General features: G+C 43.7%; 9 protein-coding genes. 3 read left to right on the forward strand and 6 right to left on the reverse strand.

What is annotated here, in order from left to right; translation table 11 throughout:
• Nucleotides 1–78: 78 nt before the first annotated feature.
• The 3 genes from EAH55_RS00475 to EAH55_RS00485 form a co-directional block, all read right to left on the reverse strand.
• Complete coding sequence (locus tag EAH55_RS00475) at nt 79–1,254, reverse strand: ROK family transcriptional regulator (protein WP_244228065.1); 1,176 nt, start codon at nt 1,252–1,254, stop codon at nt 79–81.
• 389 nt (nt 1,255–1,643) lie between these two features.
• A complete protein-coding gene (locus EAH55_RS00480) occupies nt 1,644–2,687 on the reverse strand; it encodes an NAD(P)-dependent alcohol dehydrogenase (protein ID WP_121808042.1) in 1,044 nt (347 codons plus the stop codon).
• Nucleotides 2,688–2,780: 93 nt separating this feature from the next.
• A complete protein-coding gene (locus tag EAH55_RS00485; protein WP_121808043.1) occupies nt 2,781–3,659 on the reverse strand; it encodes a helix-turn-helix domain-containing protein in 879 nt (292 codons plus the stop codon).
• 184 nt (nt 3,660–3,843) lie between these two features.
• On the opposite strand from EAH55_RS00485, the gene EAH55_RS00490 reads away from it, so the two are divergent.
• Nucleotides 3,844–4,773 (forward strand): DUF6268 family outer membrane beta-barrel protein, encoded by a 930-nt coding sequence (locus EAH55_RS00490; protein WP_121808044.1) that lies wholly within the window; start codon nt 3,844–3,846, stop codon nt 4,771–4,773.
• 13 nt (nt 4,774–4,786) lie between these two features.
• A complete protein-coding gene (locus tag EAH55_RS00495; protein WP_121808045.1) occupies nt 4,787–5,017 on the forward strand; it encodes a hypothetical protein in 231 nt (76 codons plus the stop codon).
• Between the two features lie 191 nt (nt 5,018–5,208).
• Here EAH55_RS00495 and EAH55_RS00500 read toward each other — a convergent pair whose 3' ends face one another.
• The 3 genes from EAH55_RS00500 to EAH55_RS00510 form a co-directional block, all read right to left on the reverse strand.
• Complete coding sequence (locus tag EAH55_RS00500; RefSeq protein ID WP_121808046.1) at nt 5,209–9,453, reverse strand: hybrid sensor histidine kinase/response regulator; 4,245 nt, start codon at nt 9,451–9,453, stop codon at nt 5,209–5,211.
• A 493-nt stretch (nt 9,454–9,946) separates the two neighbouring features.
• Nucleotides 9,947–11,455, reverse strand: coding sequence for a carboxylesterase/lipase family protein (locus tag EAH55_RS00505; protein WP_121808047.1), 1,509 nt, complete (start codon nt 11,453–11,455; stop codon nt 9,947–9,949).
• Nucleotides 11,456–11,551: 96 nt separating this feature from the next.
• Nucleotides 11,552–13,297: a c-type cytochrome gene (locus EAH55_RS00510; protein WP_121808982.1), complete on the reverse strand. Its 1,746-nt coding sequence runs from the start codon at nt 13,295–13,297 to the stop codon at nt 11,552–11,554.
• Between the two features lie 222 nt (nt 13,298–13,519).
• Here EAH55_RS00510 and EAH55_RS00515 point away from each other — a divergent pair, with 222 nt between their 5' ends.
• Nucleotides 13,520–14,836 (forward strand): amino acid permease, encoded by a 1,317-nt coding sequence (locus EAH55_RS00515; RefSeq protein ID WP_121808048.1) that lies wholly within the window; start codon nt 13,520–13,522, stop codon nt 14,834–14,836.
• The last annotated feature ends 133 nt before the right edge of the window (nt 14,837–14,969 follow it).

Genomic DNA, 14,969 nt, shown 5'->3' on the forward strand with positions numbered 1-14,969 from the left:
CCTTAAGTAGATTTGTCTCATTTGTTTTGTTTTAAGTATAGAAATTGTGTTGGTTTTATGTTGATTTTGTTTTAAATCCTAATTAAAGTCGCAGTTCTCTATTACAAGGGTAGCCGCTCCTAAAAGCTCTGCGTTTGTTGCTACTGTTGATACCTGGATCTCTGTCTGCTCTGCCAGCCAGGGAATACAAAACTCATTGATCGCCTGCTGAATGGGTGCCATTAGTATCTTTCCGGCCACAGCTCCTCTCCCGCTTAACACGATAAGCATTGGGTTCATAATGTGGATCAAAGTTGAGATCCCTTTACCAACCAAAAAAGCAGCATCAGAAAGAACAGAAACAGCCAGCGGATCACCCGATTTTGCCGCGTTTAGAAACAGATCGGCCGGTAACTTCCCGGTTGTTTTATAAACCTGCTCCATGCTTGAACTTGCGCCCGAGTCCATCTCGGCTTTGGCCCGCTCAATCATAAACACCAGCGAGCTATCCACCTCCAAACACCCTCTTTTTCCGCATGAGCACATTTTATTACTTTGCGATAAAGGGATATGGCTAAACTCACCTGCATACCCGCTATGTCCCCTAAACAGGCCGCCGTTAACAATCATCCCTAAACCAATGCCCCAGCCAATGTTAACAACAAGCACATCTTTTAGGTCCTTCCCTGCGCCAAACTTCAGCTCGGCCAAAGCAATTAAGCTGGAGTCGTTGTCGATAAAAACCGGCAAACCCAGCTCTTTGCTCAGGTGGTCTTTTAAAGTTATACTGCCCCCAAGCTTAAAAAAAGTGTGGTTTACACCTTTTATAGCGCTTACAAAGCCCGGCATACCAATCCCTATCCCCAGTATCTGGCTCGGCGGAATCCCCGAACCGGATATATAATCCTTTAAAAAGTCAATGAACGTTTCCGTCAGGGCCGGGTTATCATGCAACACAAGTTCCTTTTTTTGAAGCCCAACCTTAACATTGTTCATCAGATCATAAATAACCACCTGGGTTACCATCTGATCTACCGCCACCGCAACTATATAGCGCTGTTTGTCAGCATTTAACTGGAATGATGAAGCCCTTCGTCCTCCCGTAGAAGCTGCCAGGCCATTATCCTGTATATAACCATCTTCAATAAGCCCGTTAACCGTGCTGGTTACTAAGGGCAAACTCTTGTGCGACCTACGACTTAATTCGGCCAACGTAAGCCTGTTGTCGTAATAAAAAAACTTGATCAGTTCGTTGCGCAGTAATTGCTGCTTCATTTGAACGCTCATAATTGATTGGCTAAACTTAAATATATTTTTGAAAAAAAACTTAAAACTTTATAATTTTTTTAAAAAGATTTAAAGAGTTAATTTTTTAATATCAAAGATTAAACACCTTTTTAAAAGCATTTAAAAACATATAACACTTAAAATCAACACATTAAACACAATTGGGATAAAAATTGATTCAACCCTGAAGCAAGACAAGAAATAAGGGCAAAACAATTACAAACAGCCAGAATTTAATTGAGCTGGATGATTTATGGAGAGTTTTGAAAACGGAAAAGCCCTGCGAAATTCCGCAAAGCCCCTTTTCAGACAGTAAAAAACATAAAAAAGGCGATGACATCATGCCATCGCCTTTTGTTAAACCTTACACTATCGAATTAGATAGTTGCCATATCAATTACGAAACGGTAACGCACATCGCCTTTAAGCATACGGTCATAAGCTGCGTGGATATCTTTCATATCAATTAGTTCGATATCCGAAACAATGTTATGCTCTGCGCAGAAATCAAGCATTTCCTGAGTTTCGGGCAAGCCGCCAATCATAGAACCAGCAAGGCTTTTACGGCCGCCAATAATGCTGAATGCAGCAATTTCGGCTGGCTTGGTAGGTACGCCAACACATACGTGTGTACCATTGGTTTTTAACAGGCCAAGATATACGTTCAGGTCATGTTCGGCAGAAACTGTATCCAGGATAAAATCAAAAGTACCGGCAACAGCTTTCATTTGTTCAGGATCTGAAGTTACTACGAAGTGATGAGCGCCTAATTTTTTAGCGTCTTCTTCTTTTTTAGCTGAAGTACTTAATACAGTTACCTCTGCGCCAAAGGCTACGCCAAATTTAACACCCATGTGGCCTAAACCACCCAAACCTACAACAGCTATTTTATGGCCTTTGCCAATATTCCAGTGACGTAGTGGCGAGTAAGTGGTAATACCGGCGCATAGCAATGGCGCAACTGAAGCCAGATCAAGCTTATCAGATATACGGAGAACAAAATCTTCGTGAACTACGATAGTGTTTGAATAACCACCATAAGTTGGTGTTTTATGGTCTTGCTCATAACCATTGTAAGTTTGAGAGTGACCGTTGGTGCAATATTGCTCCAGGCCATCTTTACAGTTATCACAAACACGGCAAGAGTCAACAAGGCAACCGGTACCGGCCAAATCGCCTACTTTGAATTTCTTTACATGATCGCCTACTTTAACTACACGGCCCACAATTTCGTGTCCGGGAACCATCGGAAATATTGAACCACCCCATTCGTCTTTAATCTGGTGCAGGTCGGAGTGGCAAACACCGCAAAATAAAATATCGAATTGAACATCATGAGGGCCAACTTCGCGGCGATCAAAAGTCCATGGTGCAAGGTCTGTGTCTTTGGTTTGTGCAGCGTATGCTTTTGTTTGTATCATATTAAAATGTTTTATGATACAAAGATGCGGACTATAATAAGCGGGCGTTATTTTATAAAGTTCAAGTTATTTGACTATTCTGTCCAAATCACTTTACTGCATTTGTACGGTTGGGCGATGTGCCGATGGAGAACAACCGTGGTGGGCTTTATAAAGGCGCGAAAAATGAGCAAGGTTTTCAAATCCAAGCGAATAGCAAACATCCGTTACCGCCATATCGGCCGTTAACATTTCTTTTGCCTTAGCCAAACGTTTTTCACGGATCCATTGAGCCGGAGTAACCTGATAAATGGCAAAAAAATCGCGCTTAAAGCTGGATAAGCTGCGCCCGGACAGATAGGCCAGTTCGGCAATAGAAACCGGCGAGGCATAATTATCCATCACCACACTACGGATATCGCCATGCACCTGCTGCTTTAACTGCAATAATTGTTGAAGCATGTTCTTATCTACATGCACCAAATCATAAAGCAATTCCAGCATTTTAAGCCGCATCAATGAAGCATCAATACTTTCGGGTTCTTCGAAGTACGGCACTACCGATTCAAAAAATTTGCGCAGACGTTCCTTTACAGGCTTTACAGCAACTTTTGCGGGTTCAACAGTTTCTACCGATTCAATTTTGGCTATCTTAACAAAATCACGCAAAAATTCATCCTTTAGGAAAAACATCAGGCTGTTGTAGGTAGCTCCCTTTTCGGGGTTGCCCACCTTATCGTAATTAATTTGAATGGCTTTTTTTAACAGTACCATCTCATTTTTTGATACCACATATTCCATGTTGCCGTGTGTTATGGTGTTTGTTCCTTCCAAAACAACAAGCAACATATGATCTTCCAAGAACATGGAGCCGCGACTACGATGTGTAACTGTACATGATTCTACTATGGATAAGCCATTTAGCTTAATATCCCTGTGGTGATACGGGGCACAAACCAATTCGTCGGGTACTTTAACTGCTTTTTCTATCATCTCAATTAATAGGCAAAACTACAGGATAATTGGCAAATAAGCTTTTCTATTTCGTTCAAAAAATTTGACTATACGGTTCAAGATTACGTGATCATAAAAAATATCATTGATCACAATAGGGGTAAAATGCTTCAGCCGTGTTTAAGGGGCAAATTCACTTAATAGTCTTAACAACACAATTGCTATGAAAGCAACATCTTCATTTTATCTAATCATCCTTTTAGTATCATTAAAGTTTACCGCCACCGCCCAGCAAAACAAGGCCACCGATACTACATTTAAACCCAAAATCGGCTCATTCGATATCGGTTACTCTTACTCGCCATTTACTGTTAATCATAAAAAAATGAATATACAGCAGTCTACCGCGTCGGTAAGTGTGCCGCTGATCAATAACTTTAAAGACGGCAAGCTTGATTTCCTCCTTGCCGGAGTTAGCTACAGCGGACTTACATTATCTGGTATGGAGCAATCATTTGGTGAAAAAGAGTTTTACGCCATTTCAGTACCTATCACTTTTCAAAAGTCATTTTCTCAAAAGTATGCCTTACTGGTATCGGCAATACCTACCCTGTCATCTGATCTGAAAGATGTTTCGGGCGAAGACATGTCATATTCGGCTTTCGCCATGCTTAAGATCCGTACATCAAAAAACTTTTCTTACTCAGTTGGTGCAGGCTATTCACGTCAGTTTTTTGGTAGCATATTGATCCCTGTTATCGGTATCGACTGGCAGATCAACGAAAAACTAAGCCTAAGCGGTACACTACCGGTTTCCGAAAAATTGAAATACCAGTTAAGTGATAAAAGTATTATAGGCTTCAGCAGCGATTTCGGCATAGGTGGAGGCTCATATCGCTTATCGAAAAAAACAGGATCTAACTACCTGCAGGTTCAACAATATAAAAACACACTTTTTTATAATTATCAGTTAGCTAAAAACTTTTCGGTACAGATAAGCGGTGGTTACAACTTTGTGCAGAAACTTGACCTGTATAACAAAGATCAAAAAGTTAACTGGGCACCATTTAATGACCTGAACAAACGTGTTCCGCTAACGGAGTTGAAGAAAACAGGCATTACAGTAGAATCAGGAATCAGCTACCGGTTTTAAATCAAACAAAGCCATGGAAACAATCACGAACTCAACCGTCGAGGTTTTTAAAACAAACGTTCAGACCACGGCAGCAGCAGCGATGTTAGTCGCCTTGCTTCAAAAGCGGATCACCAATAGTCATGTAAATTTTGATCTGGACGATTGCGATAAAGTTCTGAGGATAGAGGGCACCGATGTTTCGCATCAATTGGTTATTGAGTTACTTAAAAAGCATGGTTATTTATGCGAGCTGCTGGAGTAGCAATTAAAATTACGTTGACTCACCCCGACATCGCTGCGCTCGTCACCCCTCTCTACGCTAAGCGTAAAGAGGGGATTTTTAATTTTTTATTTTTTTCTACCCTGTTTCTCCGAAGGATAGAGAGGGTGGTCCAGCGAAGCACAGACCGGGTGAGTCAACTCTACGACATTATGCAGTAAACCCTTCACAGCTTATCCAGTAACCTGTACTTTTTGCAATATCGTTACCAGGTCTTCCAGGCGCATTGGTTTTGAAAGATAATCGTCCATACCGGCTTGCATGCAGATTTCACGATCTTCCTGCATGGCATTGGCTGTCATGGCCACGATGTATGGTTGATTTCCGCCTCGTCCGCGAATTTGGGCTGTGGTTTCCAGGCCGTCTAATTCGGGCATCTGGATATCCATCAAAATGATATCGTAATATTTTTCGTCGAGTTTTTCCAGTACAAATACACCATTAGAAGCTATATCAGGTTGATACCCCAATTTACCCAATACGCGCTCTATAAGCTTCTGATTTATCGGGTTATCTTCGGCCACCAAAATCCGAAGAGGATAGTCCTTAGCAAAATCGGCCGACAATACACTCTTAGCTGCAACTTCGGTTGTTGCTGTGTTATCCTGGTTAAACGCTTTCTGAATGCTCATGCACAGGTGGTGTTGCTTAATTGGTTTAACCAATATGGACGAAAACAGCCCCGGGAATTTGCTTTTGGTTTCATCACCAATGGAACTCAGCATCACTACAGGCAGTTGCGGATACTTGACTTTCACCTGGTTTGCGAGGCCAACGCCGTCCATTTCAGGCATTTCCATATCGGTTATCAACAACTTGAAGCTATTATCCTTATCCAATATGGCTAAGGCTTCGGGGCCTGATGAAGCCGTTACCGGTTCCAGTTTCCAATGCTCAAGCTGGGTTTTAAGGATGAACAGGTTTGTATTGTTATCATCAACTATCAGGATACGTGAGCCTGCTAAAGCCGCCAAGTCACAAACCAATGGTGTCCGTACAGGATTTTTACTCTTAACTGTTTTGATAGAAAAACTAAACACCGATCCTTCTCCATAAATACTCGCGGCCGAAATATCGCCGCCCATCAAATTCACCAGTCTTTGGCAAATAGCCAGCCCAAGGCCGGTACCGCCATATTTACGGGTAGTTGATGAATCAACCTGAGAGAATGCTTTAAACAGGCGCGAGATCTTTTCTTCGGGAATACCAATGCCTGTATCTTTAACACTAAACCCAATCTCTGCCTCCTGGCCAATTTGCTCTATCAAAAATACTTTGATAAAGATCTCGCCTTTTGATGTGAACTTGATGGCGTTATTGATAAGGTTGATAAGCACCTGCTTAATCCGGAGACTATCACCTACAATATACAGCGGTACATCAGCATCAATTTGATAAATAAGGTCTATTTTTTGCTGGGCGGCCCTTTGCGCAAAAATATCCATCACCTCTTCAACAGTATGGCGCAGATCAAAATCTTCATGCTCCACCTCCATCTTACCCGATTCGATCTTTGAAAAATCAAGGATATCGTTGATCACGCTCAGCAAGCCTTCGCCGCAACTGATAATGGTATCGGTATACTCCCGCTGCTCATAATCAAGTTTGGTTTCGGCAAGCAACGAGGCCATACCTATAACCCCATTCATTGGCGTACGGATCTCGTGACTCATGGTAGCCAGGAAAATGCTCTTGGCCTGGTTAGCCTTTTCAGCTTCTTCACGAGCTTGCTGCTCCTGCTCCTTTTGCTCAACTAACTGGCCATTAAGTTCATGTAAATGTTCAGACTGTACCTGCAACTCTTCCGACTGGGTTTTTAACTCTTCAGACTGCGCCTGCAGTTCCTCATAAGCATCCTGCAGTTCATTTGATTTTACCTCGAGTTCGCTTGCTTTTTGAACTACCTCGCGCGTACGCTCCTGCACCAGTTTTTCGAGATGGGCTTTCTGCTTTTGAATAGTATTGATACGATAGGCGTAAAAGCTATATGCGGCTAATATGATTAATAACACCACCAATAGCCTGAACCACCACCTAACCCAAAACGGTGGGGTAATCACAATCATTACTGATGCTCCGGTATTGTTCCAAACGCCGTCGTTATTAGATGCTTTTACGTGGAAAGTATATGTTCCCGGATCAAGGTTGGTATAAGTAGCCCTTCGTTCCATTCCTGCTTTTACCCATTCTTTATCCAGGCCATCCAATTTGTATTGATACAGGTTGTTGCGGCTTACGATGTAATTAAGCGCCACAAAATTGAAGGCTATCGATGACTGATCATAGTTAAGCGTTATTTTGCGGGTAAACCCGATATCCGCTTTCAGTAAAGAATCTTTGCCGCCCGGCAATACCAATTTATTGAACATCTGAAAATCGGTCAGGTAAACCGGTGGGATAAACGCGTTGGCTTTTATTTTTTCGGGATAAAACCTGTTGAAGCCCTTTACGCCGCCGAAGTACATTTCGCCATCGCGGGTTTTAAGATAGGCATTGGCTTCAAACTCGGTACCCTGCAGGCCGTCATAAGTATTAAATTGCTTATTGTCGCCGGTTTCAGGATTTAGGCGATTGATCCCTGTTGATGTCGAAATCCAAAGGTTATGTTTTTCATCTTCGGTGATCCCTTTAATAAAATCGATGCTTAAATTGCCCTTAGTGGTAAACAGATTGAATTTATTCTGCGCCTTGTCAAACAGGTATAAACCGGCCATACCTATCCAAACCCGGCCTTTACTGTCAGTAAAAATTACCCGCGAATCCGTTTTCTTTTTTTCGTGATCAAAATAATGCGAAAAACGGCGGGTGTTCAGGTTGTAACAATTGAGGCCACCGTCATCCGTACCAAACCACACATTACCATCCTTATCCTCCCCTGCCGAAACAACGTTGTTCCCCTCAAATGAGGTTTTACCATCCGGATCTTTAAGTACACGGGTAAATTTGTGTGTTTTGGGATCCAGCAAATTAAGGCCGCCAAAATAAGTAGCTACCCAAAAATTGCCGCGGCTATCCAACAGCATCCGCTGCATAAAATCCGAACTTACGGCGCTACGGTCGGTGGCGTTAGCTTTAAAACGGGTAAATTTACCGGTCGCCGGATTCATGAGGTTGATCCCTCCGCCCCAGGTGCCTACCCAGATATTGCCCTGCGCATCCTCCGCTATATCCTGTATGGAATTACTGGAGATACTTGCCGCGTTATATGGATTAAACTTATACTGACGAAACAGCTCTGTTTTTCGGTTAAAAAGGTTTAGTCCACCGCCATCGGTACCAACCCAGATGTTGCCGCGCCTGTCTTCAAAAAAGGCCTTAACATCATTATAGCTTAAGGTACTTTCATTAATGCCCTGCCTGTACAGTTTAAACTTATCAGTTTCGGCAGTATAAAGGTTAACGCCTCCGCGATGTGTGCCTATCCAAAGATCGTGCTGCACATCCTCATAAATTGCCGAAACGGTAGTATTTGAAAGGCTGCCAGTATTTTCGGGCCGTGGGAAATATTTTACAAACTTGCTGGTTTTGGCATTATACCAGTTCATGCCCTGGTTAATGGTTCCTATCCAGATTTCGCCATCCCTGTCGCAAAGTACCTGCAGCACCATATTGCCAGACAAGCTGCCGTTGTCCATATCATCATGAACAAATGATTTGAAGTGTTTACCCTGCGCATCGAATGTTGCTGCGCCCTGTCCGTTAGTGCCTATCCAAATGTTATTGGCCTTATCGGCAGTGATGGAAGTAATATCACAGCCGGCAACCGGAGTGTTAGTTGCAAAAGGTTTAAATACCGATTTGGCAGCATCATATACACAAAGGCCATGGCGCGTACCAACCCATAAGTTGCCCTTAGCGTCTTTATAAAGCGTATTAACAGTATCGCAGCTAAGCCCGGCATTGCTTACGCGAACAGCTTTACCATTACGTGTATTAAGCAAACTGATGCCATTACCTTGTGTACCGATCCATAAATGACTGTCATCTTTAGCAGTAATAGCGGTAACTGTTATATTTTTAAACCCACTTGCCGAAAACTTATTGGTAATGGGATCAAACTTGTTCAAATTATAATTGGTTCCTATCCAAAGCATGTGATCAGCATCTTCATAAATACAATTAATGAAGCCATCGCTTATGCTTGCCTTATCGGCAGGATTATTTTGGTAGATGATCACCTTTGACCCATCATAACGGTTTAAGCCATCGCGGGTACCAAACCACATAAAGCCGCGGCTGTCCTGAAAAATGCAATTGATGGTGCTATTTGAAAGCCCCTGTTCATTACTGATATGCCTGAATCGGGAATCGGAGATTTGTGCAGATAAACGAAGCGAGGCCCCTAAAATAAACAGCAAAAAAAAGGTCAGGGTATATTTTATACGGCCGTAATATGCCGTGAAATTTGGATCAGCCATTTAACGTAGGGGTGTCATTAAGTAACAGCAATAATACTCAAATTATCTCAAAAAATTTATGAAACTCTTTAAGCATCTTGCATATACGTTATTAATATATTAACCAGATTTTAATTAGGCTATGTTTTTATCAACAGTTCAAGGCTGTATACGACGATATTCACAAGTGGGTTTTAAAAGCCCATATTACGTCATTAATTGTTTATAATAGTGCATACAGCCAAGCGTCGATGCTTGACTGTTAACTTTGATTGAGGCCTATACCCACGTAATACTTTTAATAAGTAAGCGTGGGCTCCATAGCCGCTAACTTAGACCAATAATAGGGGGTTAACAGGGTTAACAGAAATTCACTCTATTCAAAACAAACACCTGATAATCAAATCATTAAGCACAAGCCAGGGTTACACTAAATCCTCCAGTCCGCTGTCATGGACGCTTGCCTAACTTATAATTGGAGCGAAGGAAGTCTGAGCTTACCAGAAAACAACCCTTACTTCAAAACAAAGCATGAGGAAGGACTGGTTTTATCATTATAAACATTGCTGAGCTGTGCCGGGCCCGAAGCGACATCAAAAACAATGATATTGTTTTCGCCGGCTACAAAATGCGGCCATGGCGCACCGTTTACATCGCCGGGAGATTTGCCTTTGATAAAGTTTACCCAGTTTTGGTGTATCTGTTGTGCCAGTTTCAATTCTGCCGGGTTAAAATTATGCTTTCCGGGCAAAAACCACACATAACCTAACTCATCGGCGTGAGTAGCACCGGTACCGTCGCGCTTGTAATCAAAGCGGTACATCCAGGTATGATTACCTGTCCTTGAGAGCGCGTTAGCCAACCGGTAACTATGCATCTGGTACATGTATTGGGTAAGCACTTTTATGGCAGCGCTATCGGCACCCTGTTTTTTTGCTTCAGTCTCATAGTTTGATAAAATGGAACGATAGTTATCGCCAAACCAACCATACAGCACCGTGCTATCAGGATGGTTAAGACGTTTATCAAACCCCATAAACATTTTACTTTCAAATTTATTGGTACCTATCAGGAAGCGAACTTTATCATTCCTGCTTTTGCGGATATACTGATACGGATCCTCTGAAATAACTGAGCCATCTATCACCGGGCCAAAATAATTGGTACCCTGTGCCCCATTGCTAATTTCTGCCTGTGCTGCAATAAGTTTTTCGGCGGAGATTTTAAGCAGATCGGCAGGTTTGGTAACACCCAATTGGGTCATTAGCCGTTGCCTGATGCCTTTGGCAGTGACCGAATCCCGGATACATTGCACCCCGCCGCTTTCTAAAATTTGCTGGTTAAAATAGCCCTTTGATTGTGGTGTGGCCAACAAAGCGCTGGTAAGCTTGGCGCCTGCCGACTCGCCCATTACGGTAACTTTGGCGGCATCGCCTCCCAAAGCGGTAATATTTTGTTTGATCCATTTAAGGGCCATGATCAAATCAAGCAAGCCGTTATTACCCGATGACTGATAGGCTTTATTTACATCCCCCAAATACATGAAACCGAAAACACCCAGTCGGTAGTTGATAGTCACGGTTACAACGCTGTCGTCATCGGCAAAGGCGTGACCATTCATACCCATACCCGAACCGCCCGTAAGCGAACCGCCATGCACCCAAACCAGTACCGGAAGTTTGGCTTCCTTTGATGTTGTAGGTGTATATACATTTAAAGACAGACAATCTTCACTCCCTTTCAATCCACCCGGACCACCGCCTTGCGATGCCGGGCTGCCAAACTTTTCGCAAGAAAGCGTGTCTTTCCACGAGGTCGTGGGTTGCGGCGGCATAAAGCGTAGCGGCCCAACCGGGGGCTTGGCATACGGAATCCCTTTAAATACCAAAGTCGGCCCTTCCTCTATGCCCCTGATCCATCCACCCGATACCCTGGTTGCAACTGTTTGCGCACTGCCATCAAATGCAAGGACAATGCCCAGCAAAAAAACGAAAGCGGTTACGGAATGAAGAAAACTTTTCATGGCTTATTAAAGGTTAAAGCAAACAATGGTTGCGAGGCCCTAAAATAGCTTTAATAGCAATAAATGCACGGTTATTTGGCTTATGTATTGATTTATTTACTTCTCGTTCCTTACTTTTTTAACTTCGGCGGCAGTAACCAGACTGCTGTTGTTGCCAAAATTGTTGCGGATATAGGTTAACACCGCCGCAATATCAGCATCGCTTAAAAAATTATGCTTGGGCATAGCGCTGTTATAAGGATGATTTTTCACTTTGATAGGCCCATCCAAACCATTCAGCACCACCCTTATAGCCAGGTCTTTTTCCATAAACTTACCGCCGGTAACCCATTCCGACCCGCTGAGCGGCGGGATCATATTGCCATCGCCTTTACCATTTTTTTGATGGCAATTGGCGCAATAGGTGGTATATATTTTAGCGCCGCCTTTCAGCATTCCTGTTTGCAAATCGCTTTTCAAAACATCAGGAAGCCTGAAGCCGGGCAGCTTTTTACGCAGTTCCATTTTGGCAAGCTCGGCTTTACCGAATGATGCTTTATTACCCGTGTACGAGATCTTCCAAATCTTACCTTCTTCCGTTTCGCTGATATACAGTGAACCATCAGGCCCCATGGCCAAACCCATTGGCCGATACTTAGCATCGCTTACGCTCACTACTGTATTTTTCCCGGTAAAGCCATCAGCAAATATCTCCCAAGGCCCAAAGGGTTTTCCGTTTTTAAAAGGCACAAAGCATACAAAAAAACCGGCCTGCGGGTAAGGCGACCTATTGGTTGAGCCGTGAAAAGCGATAAAAGCCCCGTTCTTATACCTCGCCGGAAACTGATTGCCGGTATAAAACAACAAATCGTTGGGGGCCCAATGCGCCGGGAAAGCCATAATGGGCTGCGTATATTTTGCGCCGTTGCCTGCCTTTATCCCATCACCACCATATTCCGGGTTCAGGAGTTTTTTCTTTTTAATAGGGTCATAATAATAATATGGCCAGCCTACATCGGTACCCTTTTTTACTTTGATGAACTCTTCGGCAGGCAGTACCGCGCTTTGCCAGGCACTGAATATTTTAGGAAACTGTAAACGCAGATCATCGCGACCGTGGGCTACAACATACAAACAACTATCGGCGGTATTCCAATCCATAGCAACTACGCTGCGCAAACCTGTGGCATACCGAATGCCATCAGCCTGTGTTTGATTGGGTTTAGCTTCATCAAACTGCCAGATGCCGCCGTACTGTTTCAATAACGGGCAGCCTTTAATCCCTTTTGAACCAGGAACCCGGTTTTGCACCTGGCAGGCGTTCGACGGCGCACCGTAAGCCACGTACATATGCCCGGCGTTATCAAAAGTGAGCGGTTTGGCATCATGTTCATGCGGAGCTGTGGCGTCATGCAATATCAGTTCGAGCGGAGCATCTGGTACCAGTGTTCGAGGATTTAGTTTTACGCGATAGACATTAACCTCCGAACTGAAATATAGATAACCTTTATGCACCCGCATCCCGGTACCATACGGGCCTTTATCTTCATAATTGGCAAATTTTTTAATGATATCAGCATGGCCATCCCCATTAGTATCCCGCAGGGCAACATTGCCACCAATAGAATCAGGGAAGCGAAGCTTTACATAAACATCGCCATTAGTATTAACGGCAATATGGCGGGCGCGGCCTTCCAAACTATCAACTACAGTTACAGCTTTAAATTTACCCGGCAGGAACAAACCGGCATTAGTGGTATCCTTAGCGGGCGGAACACTTTTTTTGCCGACATTTTTAAAACTGACCGCTAAAAGCGCGCAGAGCACCAGCATCACGCCGGTCACTGTTTTTTTGTTTTTCATTTTTGATGCGAACAGGTTATGCAAATAACGGAGCCATCGCTTAAAAAGCAACATCCTGCTATAAAAGCAATTTCAACGGTAAATGTTTAGGCAAGATTTTATTTTTTATGCTAAATAAGGTTCAAGAGCAGGCAACACCGGTTTAATCCAACATTCCCGCCTCGAAATCTTTTTTGATATTCGCACCGGTAAAAATCTTATCTTTTCACAAAACAGATATTCATGCCCGAAGCACTTTCCGAAAAAAACAAATTAGGCCTGTGGACCAGCACCTCGTTGGTGATTGGCAACATGATAGGTGCAGGTATTTTCCTGATGCCGGCTGCTATGGCGTCATTCGGGAGTATTGGTTTGCTGGGTTGGGTATTTTCGGCAATAGGGTCATTTTTCCTGGCAAAAGTTTTCAGTAACCTGAGCAAGCTACTGCCCCATGCTACCGGCGGTCCATACGCCTATACCCGCGATGGCCTGGGCGACTTTATAGGTTTTTTAGTGGCCTGGGGATATTATCTTGCGGTAGCCTGCGCCAACGCGGCCATCACTATATCATTTGTAAGTGCCTTAAGTACCTTTTTCCCGGTGCTGGGCAGCAGCAGTTTTATCGCGGTAGCAACCGGTTTGTGTTCTATATGGCTATTGGCCTATATTAACACTTTGGGTGTTGTAGCAGGGGGAAAACTTCAACTTGTTACCACCATTCTAAAAATATTGCCTTTATTGTTAGTGGCTATTGGCGGCTTGTTTTTTATTAAAGCTGCAAACTTCAGCCCTTTTAACACCAGCGGTAGCGGCATCATAAGCGCGTTACAGGCTACAGCTACAATGACGATGTTCGCGTTCATTGGCATTGAAAGTGCTACCGTACCGTCTGGCAGTGTAGCCAATCCCGAAAAAACGGTAGCCAGGGCAACCATGCTGGGGCTCCTCATTACTACCTTTATTTATATCCTGGGCAGCGTAAGTGTTATTGGCATTATCCCGGCGGCACAGTTGCAAAAATCACTTACCCCTTACGCCGATACTGCGGTGATCATTTACGGCAGCAGTGCCCGGTATTGGGTAAGCGCTGGTATCGCCATAGCTGCCTTTGGCTCACTTAATGGCTGGACGTTACTACAAGGACAAGTGCCATATGCTATTTCAAAAGACAAGCTCTTCCCTCCCATTTTCAGTCGGACAAATAAAAAAGGCGTGCCTTATATGGGTATTGTTATCAGCAGTATTATGGTATCGCTGTTCATGACCATGAATTACACCAGGGGATTGGTGGCACAATTTAAATTTCTGCTGCTGCTTTCATTGCTAAGTGTGTTGATCCCTTACTTATTATCAGCCGCTGCTTACCTTGTTATCAGAGCACGAAAAACTCCGCAGGCGGGTGGTTGGGTTGGCGCTACCGCGCTGGCTATATTGGCATTTGGCTATTCACTTTGGGCCATAGCCGGTGCCGGGCAGGAAGCGGTTTATTATGGCTTTTTGTTATTACTGGCAGGGATCCCTTTTTATGTTTGGGCCGCGTTTAGGAAAAAGGCGGAGTGAGGATTATATAAATAAAAAAGGCGGGAATGCGCGATTCCCTTCTTGAGAGGGGTGTAGGGGTGTGTTTTTGCGATGATACTTAAATCGTACAAACACACCCCTGCTATCGCTCATTCCCGCCGCGGCCCCCTCT

This window comes from Mucilaginibacter kameinonensis (assembly GCF_003675385.1).
GTDB classification, from domain to species: Bacteria; Bacteroidota; Bacteroidia; order Sphingobacteriales; family Sphingobacteriaceae; genus Mucilaginibacter; species Mucilaginibacter kameinonensis.

What these genes read in the sequence shown, in the direction of transcription:
- EAH55_RS00480 (WP_121808042.1), bottom strand. Translation starts at nt 2,687, where the DNA reads ATGATACAAACAAAAGCATACGCTGCACAAACCAAAGACACAGACCTT.
- EAH55_RS00505 (WP_121808047.1), bottom strand. Translation starts at nt 11,455, where the DNA reads ATGAAAAGTTTTCTTCATTCCGTAACCGCTTTCGTTTTTTTGCTGGGC.
- EAH55_RS00490 (WP_121808044.1), top strand. Translation starts at nt 3,844, where the DNA reads ATGAAAGCAACATCTTCATTTTATCTAATCATCCTTTTAGTATCATTA.
- EAH55_RS00500 (WP_121808046.1), bottom strand. Translation starts at nt 9,453, where the DNA reads ATGGCTGATCCAAATTTCACGGCATATTACGGCCGTATAAAATATACC.
- EAH55_RS00515 (WP_121808048.1), top strand. Translation starts at nt 13,520, where the DNA reads ATGCCCGAAGCACTTTCCGAAAAAAACAAATTAGGCCTGTGGACCAGC.
- EAH55_RS00475 (WP_244228065.1), bottom strand. Translation starts at nt 1,254, where the DNA reads ATGAAGCAGCAATTACTGCGCAACGAACTGATCAAGTTTTTTTATTAC.
- EAH55_RS00485 (WP_121808043.1), bottom strand. Translation starts at nt 3,659, where the DNA reads ATGATAGAAAAAGCAGTTAAAGTACCCGACGAATTGGTTTGTGCCCCG.
- EAH55_RS00495 (WP_121808045.1), top strand. Translation starts at nt 4,787, where the DNA reads ATGGAAACAATCACGAACTCAACCGTCGAGGTTTTTAAAACAAACGTT.
- EAH55_RS00510 (WP_121808982.1), bottom strand. Translation starts at nt 13,297, where the DNA reads ATGAAAAACAAAAAAACAGTGACCGGCGTGATGCTGGTGCTCTGCGCG.